8 protein-coding genes are annotated in these 16,448 nt (G+C 63.8%); 2 read left to right on the top strand and 6 right to left on the bottom strand.

Annotation, left to right across the window (positions count from 1 at the left end):
* Positions 1 to 122: 122 nt before the first annotated feature.
* Genes GEV02_RS05555 through GEV02_RS05535 form a run of 5 tightly spaced genes read right to left on the bottom strand, consistent with a single transcriptional unit; the run spans position 123 to position 6,708 of the window.
* A complete protein-coding gene (locus GEV02_RS05555; protein ID WP_152836944.1) occupies positions 123 to 1,079 on the bottom strand; it encodes a VTT domain-containing protein in 957 nt (318 codons plus the stop codon).
* 25 nt (positions 1,080 to 1,104) lie between these two features.
* Complete coding sequence (locus tag GEV02_RS05550; protein ID WP_217433112.1) at positions 1,105 to 2,844, bottom strand: ABC transporter ATP-binding protein; 1,740 nt, start codon at positions 2,842 to 2,844, stop codon at positions 1,105 to 1,107.
* The gene (locus GEV02_RS05545) at positions 2,844 to 3,992 is read right to left on the bottom strand and encodes an ABC transporter permease (RefSeq protein ID WP_152836942.1); all 1,149 of its coding nucleotides are present in this window, start codon (positions 3,990 to 3,992) and stop codon (positions 2,844 to 2,846) included. Before GEV02_RS05545 ends, GEV02_RS05550 begins: the two co-directional genes overlap by 1 nt.
* Positions 3,989 to 4,927, bottom strand: coding sequence for an ABC transporter permease (locus GEV02_RS05540; RefSeq protein ID WP_152836941.1), 939 nt, complete (start codon positions 4,925 to 4,927; stop codon positions 3,989 to 3,991). The genes GEV02_RS05545 and GEV02_RS05540 overlap by 4 nt, the downstream gene beginning before the upstream one ends.
* A 2-nt stretch (positions 4,928 to 4,929) precedes the next feature.
* Positions 4,930 to 6,708, bottom strand: a complete 1,779-nt coding sequence (locus tag GEV02_RS05535) for an ABC transporter substrate-binding protein (protein ID WP_152836940.1) — start codon at positions 6,706 to 6,708, stop codon at positions 4,930 to 4,932.
* Between the two features lie 511 nt (positions 6,709 to 7,219).
* Here GEV02_RS05535 and GEV02_RS05530 point away from each other — a divergent pair.
* Positions 7,220 to 10,063 carry a TonB-dependent receptor domain-containing protein gene (locus tag GEV02_RS05530; protein ID WP_152836939.1) on the top strand — a complete coding sequence of 948 codons (2,844 nt, stop codon included), beginning with the start codon at positions 7,220 to 7,222 and terminating at the stop codon, positions 10,061 to 10,063.
* 452 nt (positions 10,064 to 10,515) lie between these two features.
* The gene (locus GEV02_RS05525; protein ID WP_152837517.1) at positions 10,516 to 13,182 is read left to right on the top strand and encodes a TonB-dependent receptor; all 2,667 of its coding nucleotides are present in this window, start codon (positions 10,516 to 10,518) and stop codon (positions 13,180 to 13,182) included.
* 71 nt (positions 13,183 to 13,253) lie between these two features.
* Here the strand turns inward: GEV02_RS05525 and GEV02_RS05520 are convergent, their stop codons facing one another.
* Positions 13,254 to 16,172 (bottom strand): TonB-dependent receptor domain-containing protein, encoded by a 2,919-nt coding sequence (locus GEV02_RS05520; protein WP_152836938.1) that lies wholly within the window; start codon positions 16,170 to 16,172, stop codon positions 13,254 to 13,256.
* Positions 16,173 to 16,448 lie beyond the last annotated feature (276 nt).

Raw genomic sequence — 16,448 nt, 5'->3', positions numbered from 1 at the left:
CGCGACAGCACCTTGCTGGTGATCCGGGGAATGCGCAATGAGCAGGGGCTAAATGGAACGTTCTATTACCAATACGATCACGACGACCTAAGGCTGATTCGCGATCAGCCTCGGACTAGCGATTAACCCACCGAGGCCGTATTGCCCTCGTCGACTTCGCGGGGCACGCCGAAGGCGGCGTTCCAGGCGTCCAGGCCGCCGTGCAGGGGCTTGGCGCGGCTGTAGCCGTGACCGATCAGCTCTTTCGCCACGTGGGCGGCGGTGACGTCGTTCGGGCAGCTGCAGTAGACGATGATGTGACGGTCCTTGGCCAGCGCCGCCAGCTCCGGTATCGGTTCGCCGCCGTTGAACAGCAGCGCGCCCGGTACGGCCGGCTCCAGCATCTGCGCCGTGACGCTGCGGGCGTCGATCAGCACCGGCTCCTTTCCCTGCTCCAGCAACTTTTTCAGCTCGTCGATGGTGACGCGGTCGATTTCCACCGACTGGCGGAAACGCTTGCGCTCGATATATTTGAAGGTGACGAACAACACCAGCAACACGCCCAGCACGATCAGCGCGGTGGTGCCCATGGTGCTCAGGATCTCCAGCACCTGGTCGATCTGGGTGTGGAAACCGGCGCCGATGGCGATGCCGGTGCCGCTCCAGACGATGCCGCCGGCGATGCTGAAACCGAGGAAGGTGGCGTTGCTGGTGCCCATGGCGCCAGCCAGCGGCGGCGCGATGGTGTTGAAGCCGGGAATGAACTTGGCCACCACCAGCGCCTTCGGGCCCCAGCGGTTGAAATTGTCTTCGGTCTGGCTGACGCAGTAGTCGGGCGACAGGGAAATCTTGCACAGCAGGCGCAGGATGCGCTTGCCGTAGTAGCGCCCGGCGCGGAACCAGAAATAGTCGCTGATCAGGCAGGCAACCACGCTGACCGACAGCACGGCCAGCCAGCTGCTGTCGCCATCGACCGACAAGGCGCCGGCCACGATCAGCAAGGGGAACGCAGGAATCGGCAGGCCGATCTGCTCAACCAGTACGATCGCGAACACGATCAGTACGCCATATTCTTGCAATAGAAGGATTAAGTTCGCCATACGGATATCTTATCTTAAAAAGCGCTTAACCGTGACGCGGTATTGCGGCCAGCAAGGCCCGCGTGTACGGGTGCCGGGGATCGCGGTACAACTGGTCCGAATCGGCCATTTCCACCACCGCGCCCTGGTGCATCACCATCACCTGGTCGGCGATGTACTTCACCACCGACAGGTCGTGCGAGATGAAGATGTACGACAGTCCGAACTCATCCTGCAGATCCTGCAGCAGGTTCAGCACCTGAGCCTGCACCGACACGTCCAGCGCAGAGACGGACTCGTCGCACACCAGAATCTCCGGTTTCATCGCCAGGCAGCGCGCGATGGCGATGCGCTGCCGCTGGCCGCCGGAAAACTCATGCGGATAGCGCTGGAAGGCCGATGCCGGCAGCCCGACCTTTTCCAGCAGCTGATGCGCCAGCGCGACGCGCTCGCGCTCGCCGGCGCCGATGCGGTGGATGCGCATCGGCTCCATCAGGATCTGGCCGACCGTAAAGCGCGGGTTCAGCGAGGCGTACGGATTCTGGAAGATGATCTGGATGCGCCGCTTGTATGCCTGGAATTCGCGCGCCGACATCGCCAGCAGGTCGCGGCCATCGAACAGCGCGCTGCCGCCACTGGCCTGGTGCAGCCGCAGCAGCGTCAGGCCGACGGTGGTCTTGCCGGACCCCGACTCACCCACCACGCCCAGGGTCTTGCCGCGTGCCAGCGTGAACGAGACATCCTTCACCGCCTGGAACTCGCGCCGGCCGAACCAGCCTTCTCGCTGGTAAAAACTTTTGCTGAGATTGCTCACCACCAGCAGCGGCTCGTCGTCCGGGCCGCTGCCGCGCTGGCGCTCAAGCGGATGCAGCGGCGTGACGCCCTGCCCTTCGGCGATGTCGCCGCCTGCGTAGCGCTGCGGCTCGACGCCAGCCAGGTAGTCGGCAATCACCGGCAGATGCCAGGGCCGCGCATCGAGCGACGGCCGGCAATGCAGCAGCGCCTTGGTGTAGCCATCCTGCGGCTGGTCGAGCACGGCGCGCGCGGGGCCGGCTTCGCGCACCTCGCCATGGCGCATGACGATCACGTGGTCGGCGATTTCCGACACCAGACCGAGGTCATGGGTGATGAACAGCACCGCCATCGCGTGGCGCTTTTGCAGGCGCGCGATCAGCTCCAGAATTTGCTTCTGGATGGTGACATCGAGCGCGGTGGTCGGCTCGTCGGCGATCAGCAATCTGGGCTCGCAAGCGATGGCCATGGCGATCATCACCCGCTGCTGCTGGCCGCCGGACATCTGGCTGGGATAGGCGTCTATCCTGGTCTCCGGATCGGGGATGCCGACCTCGTCCAGCAGTTCCAGCGTGCGGCGGCGGGCCTGGGCCGCGCTCATTCCCATGTGCAGGCGCAGCACTTCGGCGATCTGCGCGCCGACCGTGAACACCGGGTTCAGCGACGACATCGGCTCCTGGAAGATCATCGCGATCTCCTTGCCGCACAAGGCGCGGCGTTCGGCGGCGGACAGCGCCAGCAGGTCGCGGCCGTCGAACAGGATGCGGCTGACGGGATCGATGATGGCGCTGTCGGCCGGCAGCAGGCCCATCACCGCGAGCGAGCTGACCGACTTGCCGCTGCCCGATTCGCCCACCAGCGCGACGGTGGCGTTGCGCGGTACCTGGAAGGACACGCCTTTGACGGCGTCCACCGTGGCGCGGCGCCCGCTGCGAAAGGCGATACGCAGATTGTTGATTTCCAGCAGTGGATTATCAAGAGGGTGAGCGCTCATCATTTCACCTTGGGATCGAGGGCGTCGCGCAGGGCGTCGGTGAACAGCGAGAAGGCCGTCACCAGCAGCGCCATGGCGATGGCGGCGGCACTCAGTTGCCACCAGCGGCCGAGTATCAATTCGTTCTGCGCTTCGTTGAGCATGCTGCCCCACGAAACCACGCCCACCGGCACGCCGAAGCCGAGGAAGCTGAGGATGACCTCGGCCTTGATGAAGCCCACCACCAGGATGGACATCTGCACCAGCGCGACGTGGCTGACGTTGGGGAAGATGTGCGTGAACATCTTGCTCCAGTGCGAGACGCCGATGGCGTCGGCGGCCAGCACGTATTCGCGCGACTTGTGCTTGATGTATTCGGCGCGGATCAGGCGGTAGGGGCCGGTCCAGCCGGTCAGGCCGAGGATCAGCACGATGGTCAGCACGCCCTTCTGCTGCAGCACGGCGGCCACGGCCAGTATCATCAGCACCGAGGGAATCGCGGTGAAGATGCTGTAGAACCAGTTGAAGCAGTCATCCACCACCCCGCCCCAGTAGCCCGACAGCGCGCCGAACAAGGTGCCCAGGCTGACCGCCAGCAAGGCGGCCACTAGCCCGACCACGATGGAGGTCTCGCCGCCCTTGATGGTTTTCTTGATGACGTCGTGGCCCCACTTGTCGCCGCCGAACGGCAGCGTCGGCCGCCGAGCAGCGCCAGCATGGGTCGCCGCGCCCGAGCCCGCCGCCGTCGCCAGCGAGCCCGCGCCGGCCGTCGCGGTCGCACCGCGCAATTGCGCCATGTCGTCGGCCAGCGGATCGGCGACGCCGTACATCTCCACCGCCCCTGCCGCAGCGGGCGCGAGTTGCGCGCGCAAGGCGCGGATGTCGTCGGCCAGCGGATCGAATGGATTCTCTGGCAAGGCCTGCGCCGGCGCGGCAGGGACAGCCGTCTCGCTGGACGCCGGGGTGGCGCCCACAAAGCCCGGCGGCGCATAACTCACGCCCACCTCCGCCTCCCAATCCGCCACGATCAGTCCGCTGGCCGACAACACCAGCATCAGCAGGAAAGCCGACACCACCGCCAGCGACACCATGGCCACGCGGTCCGCGCGCAAGCGCCGCCAGGCCAGCAGCCACAGTCCGGGCGACCCGGCGTGCACGACGGCCGTCATGTCAGCTGCACCCGCGGATCGACCGCCTGGTACATCAGGTCCGTCAACAGATTGAACACCATCGTGGCCGCAGCCACGTACACGGTGATCGCCTTAATCACCGGGAAATCGCTGCGCTCGACCGCCAGTATCACCTCGCGCCCTATACCCGGGATGCCGAAGAAGCGCTCCAGCAAAAAGGCGCCGATCAGCAGGGCCGGCAGATTGGCCATCACATGCGTGATGATGGGGATGGCCGCGTTGCGCAGCACATGCACCCACATCACGCGCCGTTCGCTCAAACCCTTGGCGCGCGCGGTACGCACATAATCCTGCCCGACCTCGTCCAGCACGAAGCTGCGGTACAGGCGCAAGGTCGGCGCGATCGACACCGCCAGCCCGATCAGGATCGGCAAGGTGGCGTAGCGCAGCAGGTTCTCCCAGAAGCTCTCGCCCCAACCCTGCACCGGGAACCAGCCCAGCTGATAAGCCAGGCCGTACTGAAACACGATGATGTAGACCAGGATGCTGACCGACATGCCGACGGTGCAGGCGATCATCACCGCCCGGTCCGTCAGCGAGCCGCGCACGAAGGCGACAGCCAGCGCCAGCGCGATGCCCAGCAGCGTCTCCAGCAGCGTCAACGGCAGCAGCACCGTCATCGACGGCCCCAGCCGCGTGGCGATGATGTGCGACACCGGCTCCCCGGTCGCCCAGCTGAGGCCGAAGTCGAAACTGGCGATCTGCTTGATGAAGATCCACAGCTGCACCGGATACGACTGGTCCACACCCAGCTGATGGCGGATGTTGGCGATGCTCTCGGCATTGGCCATCTTGCCGGCCAGGATGTAGGCCGGATCGCCGCCCACCCAGTTGAACAGCACGAACACCAGCAGCACCACGCCCAGCATGGTCGGCAGCATCTGCCACAGGCGCCGCACAATATAAGCCAACATTTCTAGTCCTTGCGCTCGATATCGATGTACTTCCATTCCTGATGCAGGATGGGATGCTTCTTATACCCCAGCACGGCCGGTTGCGCCAGCATGCTGCGGTAGCGCGAATAGGCCGGCATCGCCGCCGCCTGCACTTCCAGCAGCCGTGCCATCTTGCGGTACAGCGCGTCGCGCTGCGGTCCCGGCGGCATGGCGTGGCTGGCTTCGTACCACTGGTCGAACTGCGGATCCTGGTAACAACCGTTGTTGTTCTGGTTGATGTTGCGGCCGTAGAACAGCTGCATGAAGTTGTCGCCGTCGGGGTAATCGGCCATCCACTGGTAGGTGCGGGTCTGCAGCTTGCACAGCAGTTCCGCCTGCTGGATGTCGCTGAAGATCATGCGCTGGTTTTCCATGCGGATGCCGAGCCGCGTGTAGGTCTTGCGCCACAGCTCGGCCATCAGCACGCCGGCCGCCTCGTTGCGCGAGGTGTAGTGGATCAGCAGCGGCTTGCCGTCCGGCAGGGTGCGCCAGCCGTCGGCGCCCTTCTTGTAGCCGTAGCGGTCCAGCAGCTGGTTGGCCAGCGCCGGATCGTAGCGCAGCAGGCCCTGATAATCAGGATCGTGCCCTTCCACGCCGGGCGGGATGGGAAACTCCAGCCGCCGCGCCTCGCCGTTGAGCACCAGGCGGATTTCCTCGTCGACATCGTGCGCCATCGCGATCGCGCGGCGCAGGGCGATCTTCTCCTTGCCGAAGCCGCCCACCACCGGATCGCGCATATTCCAGTAGTAATAGGTCAGCACCGGGTCGACGATGCGCGACAGCTGGATGCCGCGCGCCGCCAGCTCCGGCCGCAGCTTGCCGTCGGCCAGGCCCTTGGGCGCCAGCGGGCCGTCAAGCCAGAACAGATCGGCCTCGCCGCTGGTGAAGGACAGCCAGCGCGACTGGTCCTCGACCTGGATGCTGATCTCGATGCGGCCGATTTGCGGGATCTTCTTGCCCTGCATCTGGCGGATGATGCGCTCGTCGTCGGCGCGGTCCTCGGCGCTGGGTTCGAAGTTCCACGACTCGGCGCGATGGCCGGTGTTCTCCTCCAGCACGATGCGGCTGCCGCGTATCCACTGCCCCAGCTTGTAGACGCCGGTGCCGACCGGATGGCCGGCGACCTCGCCCTTGCTGTCGCCGTACTTCTCCACCACTTCGCGCGCCACGGCCGCCATCGGTTCGTAGGCCAGGATCATGCCCAGGCTGAAGTCGCTATGCGTCAGATGGATGCGCAGCGTGTAGCGGTCGATCTGCTCCAGGCCGGGCACCGGCGCATCGTAGTCGAAGCGGCCGGTCTGTTTGGCCTGCTCGGCCAGCGCGTCCAGGCCCACCACCTTGCCTTCCAGCAGCCAGCTGTTCGGCGAGGCCAGCCGGGGGTCGAACAGCCGCTTCCACGAATACACGTAGTCGGCCACGGTCAGCTCGCGCGGCTTGCCGCCGAAGGCCGGATCGGGCGTGAAGTGCACGCCCGGCTTCAGGCGGATCAGATAGGTCTTGCCGTCGGCCGACACCTCGGGCAAGGCCGCCGCCGTCTCGGACGCCAGCTTGACCGGGCGCGCCAGGTAATCGTAGGTGTACAGGGTTTCGAAGATCGCTTCGGTGATGTGGCCGGTATAGAGATCGCGCCCCAGCGCCGGATCGAAACTGGCTTCGGCCGCCGGCAGGATGTAGCGCAGCGTCTTGACCGGCGGCGCCGCCAGCACGGCCAGCGACCAGCAGGCGGCGCTCACGGCGGCGGCGAATTTGATGCACTGCATACACTTCCTCTGGCCGCTGATAAGTGCTTGAACAATACAACAAATCGCCGGCGGCCGAAATGCCTCCTGGGTGATAGCGAATGACTAATACGCCGTCGCGAGCACAGCGGGCCCGACACACCAGCGCTTGTCGCATAAATGTAACGCCACGTTGCAGCATGAACGCAGGTTCATGAAATTGCACCGCACCAACTTGTTGCATGCAACCGACGAAGTCACAAGATTTTCCCTTCTTTTTTGATACTAAATCAATGTTACAGACAGTTTTTTTGCTGGACGCACCAAATTAGAGCGTTTTTACGTCCACTTTTGGATCATTGTTGCAATCACGTAAAGAATAACCTTTAGCTATCAGCTTGGAAGCTTGTCCGTTGACAGTCGATGTCGGCGAGTGATCTGATGAAAAGACGAAAAGAACGTTGGTGTTTTTTTCAGACGGCAAGGCATCGCCGATAAAAAAAATAAATCACACCCTTGTGTTTACATCGTTTTAAATTGGGAGCAAAAAATAATGATGGTTGAAACTGTATTGTCCCGCTCGGTACGCCTGATCTGCGCCAGTGGCCTGGCGCTCGGCATGCAAGCGGCTGTAGCTCAGACCGCTCCGGATGCAACGATCCAGCGCGTGGAAATCACCGGCTCCAGCATCAAACGCATCACGTCCGAAGGCGCGCTGCCGGTGCAGACGCTGTCCAAGCTGCAGATCGAGCAAAGCGGCGCCAGCAGCGTTGCCGACCTGATCGCTACCCTGCCTTCGATGCAAGGTTTCACCACCTCCTCGATGTCCGTCAACGGCGGCGGCGGTGGTCTGCAGACCGCCTCCATCCACGCCATCGGCGAAGGCTACACCCTGGTGCTGCTGAACGGCCGCCGCCTGGCCCCAGCCACCTCCGGCTCCACCGTCAACCTGGCCAGCATCCCGCTGGCGGCAGTCGAGCGCGTCGAGATCCTGACCGACGGCGCCAACACCCTGTACGGCTCGGACGCGATCGCCGGCGTGGTCAACTTCATCCTGAAAAAGAACCAGACCGACGCCATCATCGAAGGTTCGTTCAACTCGCCGAAGAGCAGTGGCGGCCAGACCACCAACGTGTCGATTTCCAAAGGCTGGGGCGACATCGACAAGGATGGCTTCAACATCCTGGTGTCGGCGGCTCACGATGAGAGCAAGGCCATGTACGCTTCCGAGCGCGACTTCTCGAAATCGGGCGTGATCGCCTTCCAGGACAACGGCAAGAACTACTCGCTGTACCAGCTGAGCTCGAACTCGATTCCAGGCAACGCCACCGTCAAGTACAAAGACGCCACCGGCACCGCCACCAGCAAATCCTTCGGCCCGAACTTCCTGGAAACCGGCAAGTGCAACGGCCCGAACCTGTTCAACGTCGGCAACCGCTGCCTGTTCGACTACGCCGCCACCGTGCAAGACACGCCAGGCCTGAAGCGCGACAGCGTGTTCGGCTCGCTGAACTACCGCGTCAACGACAACACCAACTTCTTCCTGGAAGCGCTGGGTTCGTCGTTCAGCAACACCGCCCAGTACGCGGCACCGGCACAGCCGCTGGGTATTCCGGTCGGCAGCGCGCTGTACAAGAAATCCATCCTGCCTTACCTGTCGCGCCTGGGCATCGATCCGAACTCGGTCACGACCGTATCGATGAACCTGCGCCTGGTGGACGCCGGCGGCCGCGCCGACCAGTACAAGACCGAAGCCAAGCACCTGGCCTTCGGCTTCGACGGCTCGTTCAAGGGCTTCGACTACCGCGCCGCCTACACCCACTCGGAAAACAGCCAGACCGACACCGCCGCCGGCGGCTACATGAGCCTGGACGCCTTCGACGCCCTGGTCAACAACGGCAAGTTCGATCCGTTCGCACCGTCGGGCAGCTCGAAGGACGTGCTGGCGCCAGCCGTGCTGCACAACCAGCTCAACGAGACCAAGTCGAAGATCGACGTGCTGCAAGCCAGCGCTTCGACCGAACTGTTCAAGATGCCAGCGGGCACCGCCCAACTGGCGCTCGGCGCCGACTTCACCAAGCAGCACTATTCGGAAGCCCCGGATGCGTACTCGCAAGGCCAGAACAAGCAACAGCCTAACTTCACCGACGCCATCGTTGGCGGCGGCGCCGGCGCACTGCCGATCGACGCCAGCCGCAAGAACTGGGGCGCCTACGGCGAACTGCTGCTGCCGATCATGAAGTCGATGGACCTGACCGCGTCGACCCGTTACGATCATTTCAGCGCTGTCACCAACGACAAGAACTTCGACACCGCCGGCAATCTGATCGCCTCCGGTTCGCAGGGCGAGACCGCCAGCAAAGCCACCTACAAGCTGGCGCTGCGCTGGAATCCGATCGACACGCTGCTGCTGCGCGGTTCCTACGGCACCGGCTTCAAGGCGCCTAGCCTGACCAACATCGTCAAGCCACTGGTAAACGGCGGTTCGTCGCAGTTCCACGCCTGCCCGATCACCGCGCCTAGCGATCCACGCTTCCCGCTGTGCAACCCAGGTTCGTCGGAATACAACCTGCTGACCGGCGGTAACGCCGCCACCGGCGCCGGCGCGCTGAAGCCTGAACAGTCCAAGCAAGCGACCCTGGGCTTCCGCCTGGAACCGGCTGCCGGCCTGTCGATCGGCTTCGACTTCTGGGACGTCAAGCTGAACAACCAGATCCAGACGCTGTCGGAAGACACCGTGTTCGGCAATCCTAAGCTGTACGACAGCCTGCTGCGCACCTACTTCGACCCGATCCAGAAGCAGAACGTGCTGGCCGCCGCGCTGACCCCGTTCAACCTGGCGTCGTCGCACTTCCAGGGCATCGACTGGGATCACAGCTACAAAACCGCCACCCCGTACGGCAAGCTGAACGTGCAGTGGACCGGTACCTTCATGAGCAAAGCTGAACAGGAAACCCCTGAAAGCGGCGTCGAGAAGAACATCGGCCGCTTCAACTCCTACTCGGACGTGACCTTCCGCTGGATCTCGAAAGTGACCGCCTCGCTGCGCACCAGCGACCGCTTCACCCACGCGCTGACGGCCAACTACCACTCGGGTTACACCGACCAGGTGTACAGCGAAGACGACAGCGTGGTCCGCACGGTCAACGCCGACGGCAGCCTGGGCGACTACGTTGCCTTCAAGCGTCGCGTGTCCTCGTACACCACCCTCGACTGGCAGAGCAAGATCGCGTTCAGCAAGCAGTTCACGCTGACCGCCGGCATCAAGAACATCGCCGACATCGCTCCGCCGTTCACCATCCGCAACGCCGGCGGTGGTAACCAGTCCGGCTACGACGGTCGCTACACCGACCCGCTGGGCCGCCAGTTCTACCTGGTTGGTTCGTACAAGTTCTAAACCTTTGGTGACCGGCTCATCCCGGTTTCCGCAAGACCCCGTCTTTTTCGGAAGACGGGGTCTTTTCCTTTGATGCAACATCAACTGTCGCATTAATGTAACGTCCCGCCCTCCGGCCGCCCACGCCCCCGCACGCCCTCCCCTGCACCACCATGTTGCACGACCACGACGCCGTGACAATACTTTCCCTTCTTTTTAGTTTTCAAACAATGTTTTATGCACCGAGAAGCGTTTCGCACCGAATTAGAGCGTCTTTTTGCACCAATTTGATGCATCTTTGATTTTCCTCCGATTGTGGCAATTTTGTTCATTGATAAACGTTTGTTCGTTGACAGTAAAGACGGGCGGATGCTCTTATGAAGAAGTGAAGAACATCGGGTTCTTTACATAAGACTCAAAAAAGACTGCATTACTTGGTGTTCATTGTTTTCAAATGGGAGAGAGAAATAATGATGGTTGAAACAGTATTGGCGCGATCCGTGCGCCTGGTGTGCACCGGCGGCTTGCTGGGCCTGGGCCTGATCGCTCCATTGGCGCAAGCCCAAACCACCGACCAGCCGATCCAGCGCGTCGAAGTGACGGGTTCCTCGATCAAGCGCCTGGTGTCGGAAACGGCCAACCCCTTGACCGTGTTCAAATCGGACGACTTCGTCAAGCAAGGCTTGACCACGGCCCAGGAAGTGCTGGACCGCATCCCGTCGAACAGCTCCAGCTTCAGCTCCGGCAACGTGGTCGGCGGCAACAGCAGCGGCCTGCCGACCGGCGGCCAGGCCAGCGCCGACTTGCGCGGCCTGGGCGGCGACAAAACCCTGGTGCTGCTGAACGGCCGCCGCATCGCCAACCACCCGTATGACGGCGCCAGCGTCGACCTGAACATCATTCCGGTGTCGGCCCTGGAACGCGTCGAAGTGCTGCGCGACGGCGCCTCGGCGATCTACGGTACCGACGCCATCGGCGGCGTAATCAACTTCATCACCAAGCGTTCGGTCAAGACCACCACCATCACGGCCGAAGCGGTCGCCCCACGCAAGGTCGGCGCCGACGAGCATCGCCTGAACCTGTCGACCGGTTACGGCGACCTGGACGCCGACGGCTTCAACGTGTTCGGCGTGTTCGACTACCACAAGCTCGACATCCTGACCTCGCAACAGCGCGAGTTCTCCAAGACCGGCGTGATCCCCGAGCGCGGCCTGAACCTGACCTCCGGCACCACCTATCCGGGCAACTACTTCGACCCGACCTCGGGCGCGACCGGCAACCCCGGCTTCGCCAAGGGCTGCGACGCGCCGCTGTCGGTGCCGCGCGCCAGCAACGGCACCTGCCGCGAAGACTACACCCGCCTGATCGACGATCTGCCGGCGCAAAAGCAGACCGCCTTCTTCGGCAAGGCCACCTTCAAGATCAACAACGACCACCAGGCTTCGATCGAGTACCTGCACGCGGAAAACGATGTGGTGTCGCACACCGCGCCGCCGCCGCAGACCGGCCTGATCCTGCCGAAGTCGAGCAAATACTATCCGGGCAATTCGGGCGGCGTGCCGGCCATGCCTGGCCTGTCGGGCGATCCGCTGTCGGTCAACTGGCGTCCGACCGAAGCCGGCCAGCGCACCATCAATTCCAAGGGTGCGGCTGACCGCCTGAGCATCGCCGCCGAAGGCCTGTACAAGGACTGGGACTACAAGGCCGGCTTCACGCTGTCCGAAAGCCGCTCGGCCGAATACTTCACCGGCGGCTATGTGCGCGACGACAGCTTCGCCGCCGGCGTCGCCAACGGCATCCTCAATCCGTTCGGCCTGCAGGACGCGGCCGGCAAGACCTACCTGGACAGCACCGCGCTGCGCGGCCAGGTGCAGAACGGCAAGACCCGCAACACCGGCATCGACGCCAAAGCCAGCCGCGAGCTGATGGACCTGGCCGGCGGCAAGCTGGCGGTGGCCGTCGGCGCCGAACTGCGCCGCGAAGAGGCGGACTTCTTCGTCAACCGCGACATCGCCGGCCAGGCCGCCAGCTCCGGCCTGTCGGGTTCGCAATCGACCGCAGGCGACCGCACCATCAAGGCCATCTTCGGCGAGCTGAACATGCCGCTGCTGAAAGACCTGGAAGTGCAGTTCGCCGCCCGCTACGATGACTACAGCGACGTCGGCAGCACCACCAACCCGAAACTGGGCGTGCGCTACCAGCCGACCAAGCAAGTGCTGCTGCGCGGTTCGGCCTCGACCGGCTTCCGCGCACCGACGCTGTTCGAGAAAAATGCACCGCGCTCGAAGAACGATACCAACAACTCGTACAACGATCCTATCCTGTGCCCGGGCGGCAAGCTGTCGAGCAACCCGATCGCCAACCCGCTGCGCGACTGCGACCTGCAACAGTTCAAGCTGCAAGGCGGTAACGCCAACCTGAGCCCGGAAAAATCGAAGACCTTCTCGATGGGCATCGTGCTCGAGCCTATCCCGCAAGCGACGCTGGCCCTGGACTACTGGAACATCCGCCTCAAGGACAAGATCAACGCGCTGCCGGAAGAAGCGATCTACGGCGACTACGCCAAGTACCAGGCGCGCTTCCTGCGCAATCCGGACGGCTCGCCGTACGCGATCCTGGACTTGAAGGAAAACCTGGGCAAGGTCAACACCGACGGCGTCGACATGAGCCTGACGCTGCGCTCCGGCACCACCGGCTACGGCAACTTCACGCTGACCGTGGACGGCACCTATGTCCACAAGTATGAGTACCAGGACGAGCGCGACGGTCCATTCATCCAGAACGTCGGCCGCTACGCCGCCAACAATCCAGTGTTCCGCTGGAAGCACAACGCCGCGCTGAACTGGCGCCTGGGCACCTGGAGCGCGACGCTGGCCCAGTCGTACAAGTCCGGCTACACCGACCAGAACCTGGACCTCGCGCCTGAGTTCAAGAACTCGGTGCCGTCGTACTCGCTGTGGAACCTGTCGGGCACTTACACCGGCTTCGCAGGCCTGAGCCTGACCGCCGGCGTGAAGAACTTGCTGGACAAGGAACCACCGTTCTCGAACCAGGGTACGCTGTTCCAGAAGGGTTACGATCCACGCTACACGGATCCGGTCGGCCGCGCCCTGTACGCCCGCGCCAGCTACACCTTCTAAGCTAGTTTAGCTCCTGCCCCAGTGGCGATGCCCCGGCCCCGGCCGGCGCATCGCCACTTTCTTTTGGGCGCTTAGAACTTGTAGTTGCCCGTGATGTAGAACGCGCGGCCGGCCGGATCGGTGTAGCGTCCGTCGTAGCCGAGCTGGTTGCCGCCGCCGGCGTTCTGCAAGGTCAGCGGCGGATTGCGGTCGAACAGGTTCTTGATGCCACCGGTCAGCGTGAAGCGGCCGAAGTCATACTTGCCCTGCCAGTCAAAGGTGGTGTACGACGGCGTCCACAAGCCGGCGAAGTCCACCGAATCGCTGCCGCGGCTGCCGTCCGGATTGACCGGGAAGATCGCCGTGCCGGCCGGATAAGCCTGGTCGTGGTAGCCGGACTTGTAGTGCGCCGTCAGCGTGTTGGTCAGCTTGCCGTTGGTCAGGCTCAGCGCCAGGTTGCTCTGCACGCGGAACACCACCGCGTTGTCCGGCCCGAAGCGGCCGAGGTCGGAATTGATGTCGCCGCCGGCAGTGGTGGTGTAGTTCTGCTTGATCATATACGTGCCGGTCCAGGCCGCCTTCCAGTCGCCGAACGGCGACTTGTTGCGGTAGCTGAAGTCCCAGTCGACGCCGCGGTAGTTCGCCACGCCGCCGTTGATCGGCGCCTGGATGTAGGCGATCGTGGTGTAGCCGGCAGGATCAGGATACGGGTTGACGAACAGGCGCTGGTACTGCTGCGGATTGGCGAAGCCCACCTGCTCCGGTATGCCGGCCGACAGCACCTGGTTGCGGATCTGGACGTTCCACAAATCCAGCCCCAGCGACAGGCCGCGCAGCGCCTCGATGCGGCCGCCCAAGGTCCATTGCTTGGATTTTTCCGGCTGCAGGCCTTCGCTGCCGCTGGCGCCGTTCGGCCCGTTCAGCAAGTCGTACTGCGCCTGGGTCGCCACCTGGCAACCCGGCGATCCCGGGAACGGACAGCGGTAGCTGCCGGCGGTGCTGCCGTAGAAGGTCGGCGCGCCGGCGATGTCGCTGATGTTGGGCGTCTTGAAGCCGGTGCCATAGGCCGCCCGCAACAGCAGGCTCTCGACCGGCGTCCAGCGCGCGCTGACCTTGTAGGTGCCGGCGCTGAACGAGTTGCCGACCTCGCCGGACGGCAGCAGCGGGCGCAGGCCGCTGGCGTCGGCCAGCTTGGCGAAGATGTACTCGCTGTGGGTCTTGTCGTAGCTGTCGTAGCGGCCGGAGACGGTGGCCTCGAAGGTCTTCGCCAGCGGCAGCAGCACCTCGCTGTAGATGCCCCAGTTGTCGCGGCGGGCGTCGAACGGCACCTGGCCGTAGTTGCCGCCGACCGGATAGTTGCCCGATGCCGGCTGGGTCGAATAGCCGGAGTTGGACAGGATGGTCGGATGGTAGGCGATCTGGTAGCGGGTCTTGGAATAATCGCCGCCCAGCGAGATGATGGACGTGCCGCCAGGCAGGCTGAACAGGTCGTGCTGCGCGCCGGCGTGCAGCGTGTTCAGCTTGGAGGTGTTGGTCGAGAACGTGGTGCCGTTGACCAGCGCGCCGCGCAGCTGGTCGGCGCCGCTGCCCATCACCGGATCGTAGGCGCCGGACGCCACCAGCGCGTTGAGCTTGTCGAAGTCCGTGTAGCCGCCGTAAGCGTTGTCCTTGATCTTGCTTTCCGAAAGGATCAGGCTGGCGTTGTAGGCCCAGCCCCAGGCGTTGCCGTCGACGCCGACGGCGAAGTGGCGGGCGTCGGTGATGTATTCGTCGGCGCGGCCGCCGACCAGCACCGAACGGTAACCCAGCGTGCCGTCACCGGTCGGGTTCTCCAGGTTGTTGGCGTCCAGGTAGGGCTGGATGTAGCGCGCATACAGCTGCGGGAAGCGGTCGGTGGAATTGACGCCCATCGGCTGCGCGGACGGCGCGTACTGCGCGGTCATCGAATAACTCGACAGCACCAGTTCGCCCCACAGGCGGGTGTCGTCATTCAGTTGCCAGGTGCCCTTCAGCAGGCCGCTGTCGCGCCGCGAGCCGGGCACATCCTCGACGGTGGCGCCGTAGTTGAAGCCGCACTGCGTATCGAGCGGGCCGGCCAGCGGGCCGCCGCAATTGCCGTTGGCGATCTGGTAGGGATTGATCGCCACGCCGACCGTGGCGACGCTGTCGGCCGAGCCGCGCGGACGCACGTTGAACGAGACGTTGGCCGGTTCGGTGTTGGCGGTGCGCTGGTCGAACCAGTACTGCTTGCCGCCGCTGTTGAACTTGAAGAACGCGCCCTGCGCCGAGAAGCCGCGCTGCAGCGCCGTGATGCGCTGCTGCTCGTCGTGGCTGTACGAGAACAGGATGTTGAACTTGTCGTTGTCGAGATCGCCCCAGCCCTTGGTCAGGCCGGCGCTGTTCCACTTGCCGCCGGAGGCGCGCGGCTGGCCGTAGGTGGCGTAAGCCTCGCCCTTGGTCATGTTCTTTTTCAGGATGAAGTTGACCACGCCGGCGATCGCGTCCGAGCCGTACAGCGCGGAAGCGCCGTCGCCGAGGATCTCGACCCGCTCCACCGCCTCCAGCGGGATGCTCTCGATGTTGACGGCGTAGCCGCCGCCCTGGCCGTTGCCGAGCAGGCTGGGCGCCATGCGCTGGCCGTCCAGCAGCACCAGCGTGTACTTCGACGGCAGCGAGTGCAGCGCCGCCGTGGTGACGCCGGCGCCGCCGCCGTTGACCGAGCTGGACGACGGCACGAAGCCCTGCATCGACGGCAGCATCTGGATCAGGTCGGTCGCGGAGGTGGCGCCGCTCTGTTTGATGTCGGCCGCGGTCAGCACCTGCACCGGCAGCGCGCCCTCCTTGGCGATGCGCTTGATCGCCGAGCCGGTGATCTCGACCCGCTGGATGGGCTGCTTGTCGGTTGCGGCGTCTTGCGCGATGGCCGGCAATGCCAGCAAACCGAAGCCGGCGATGGCGCCGCCCGAAAACATCAATCGCAAGGAACGCGACAACACTCTTTCTTGAATCATGACTTACCTCCGATATTATTTTTTGAATGCACCGGTCCAACGCCCGCTGCCGGGGTGGCAACGGGTCGCGCTGAAAACAGGACAGGTGAATTAACGTAGAAGGGTGTTCGAAGACACCATCCATGCTTAGTATAAAAACATGCAAGGAAGGTAAGGTCAATCGAACTCGTGATGCATTCGGGGTTCTTACAACACTCTTGATAGCAATCCGCAAAAACAAAGGGCCCCATATAGCCATTGGGGCCCTTTGTATCAAGAGTGTAACGGCGCTACATT

The sequence above is a fragment of the Rugamonas aquatica genome, from assembly GCF_009380215.1.
In the GTDB taxonomy this organism is placed as follows: Bacteria; Pseudomonadota; Gammaproteobacteria; order Burkholderiales; family Burkholderiaceae_D; genus Rugamonas; species Rugamonas aquatica_B.
Note: the sequence above shows the minus strand (reverse complement) of the source record. Positions and strands in the feature narration are given on the sequence as shown.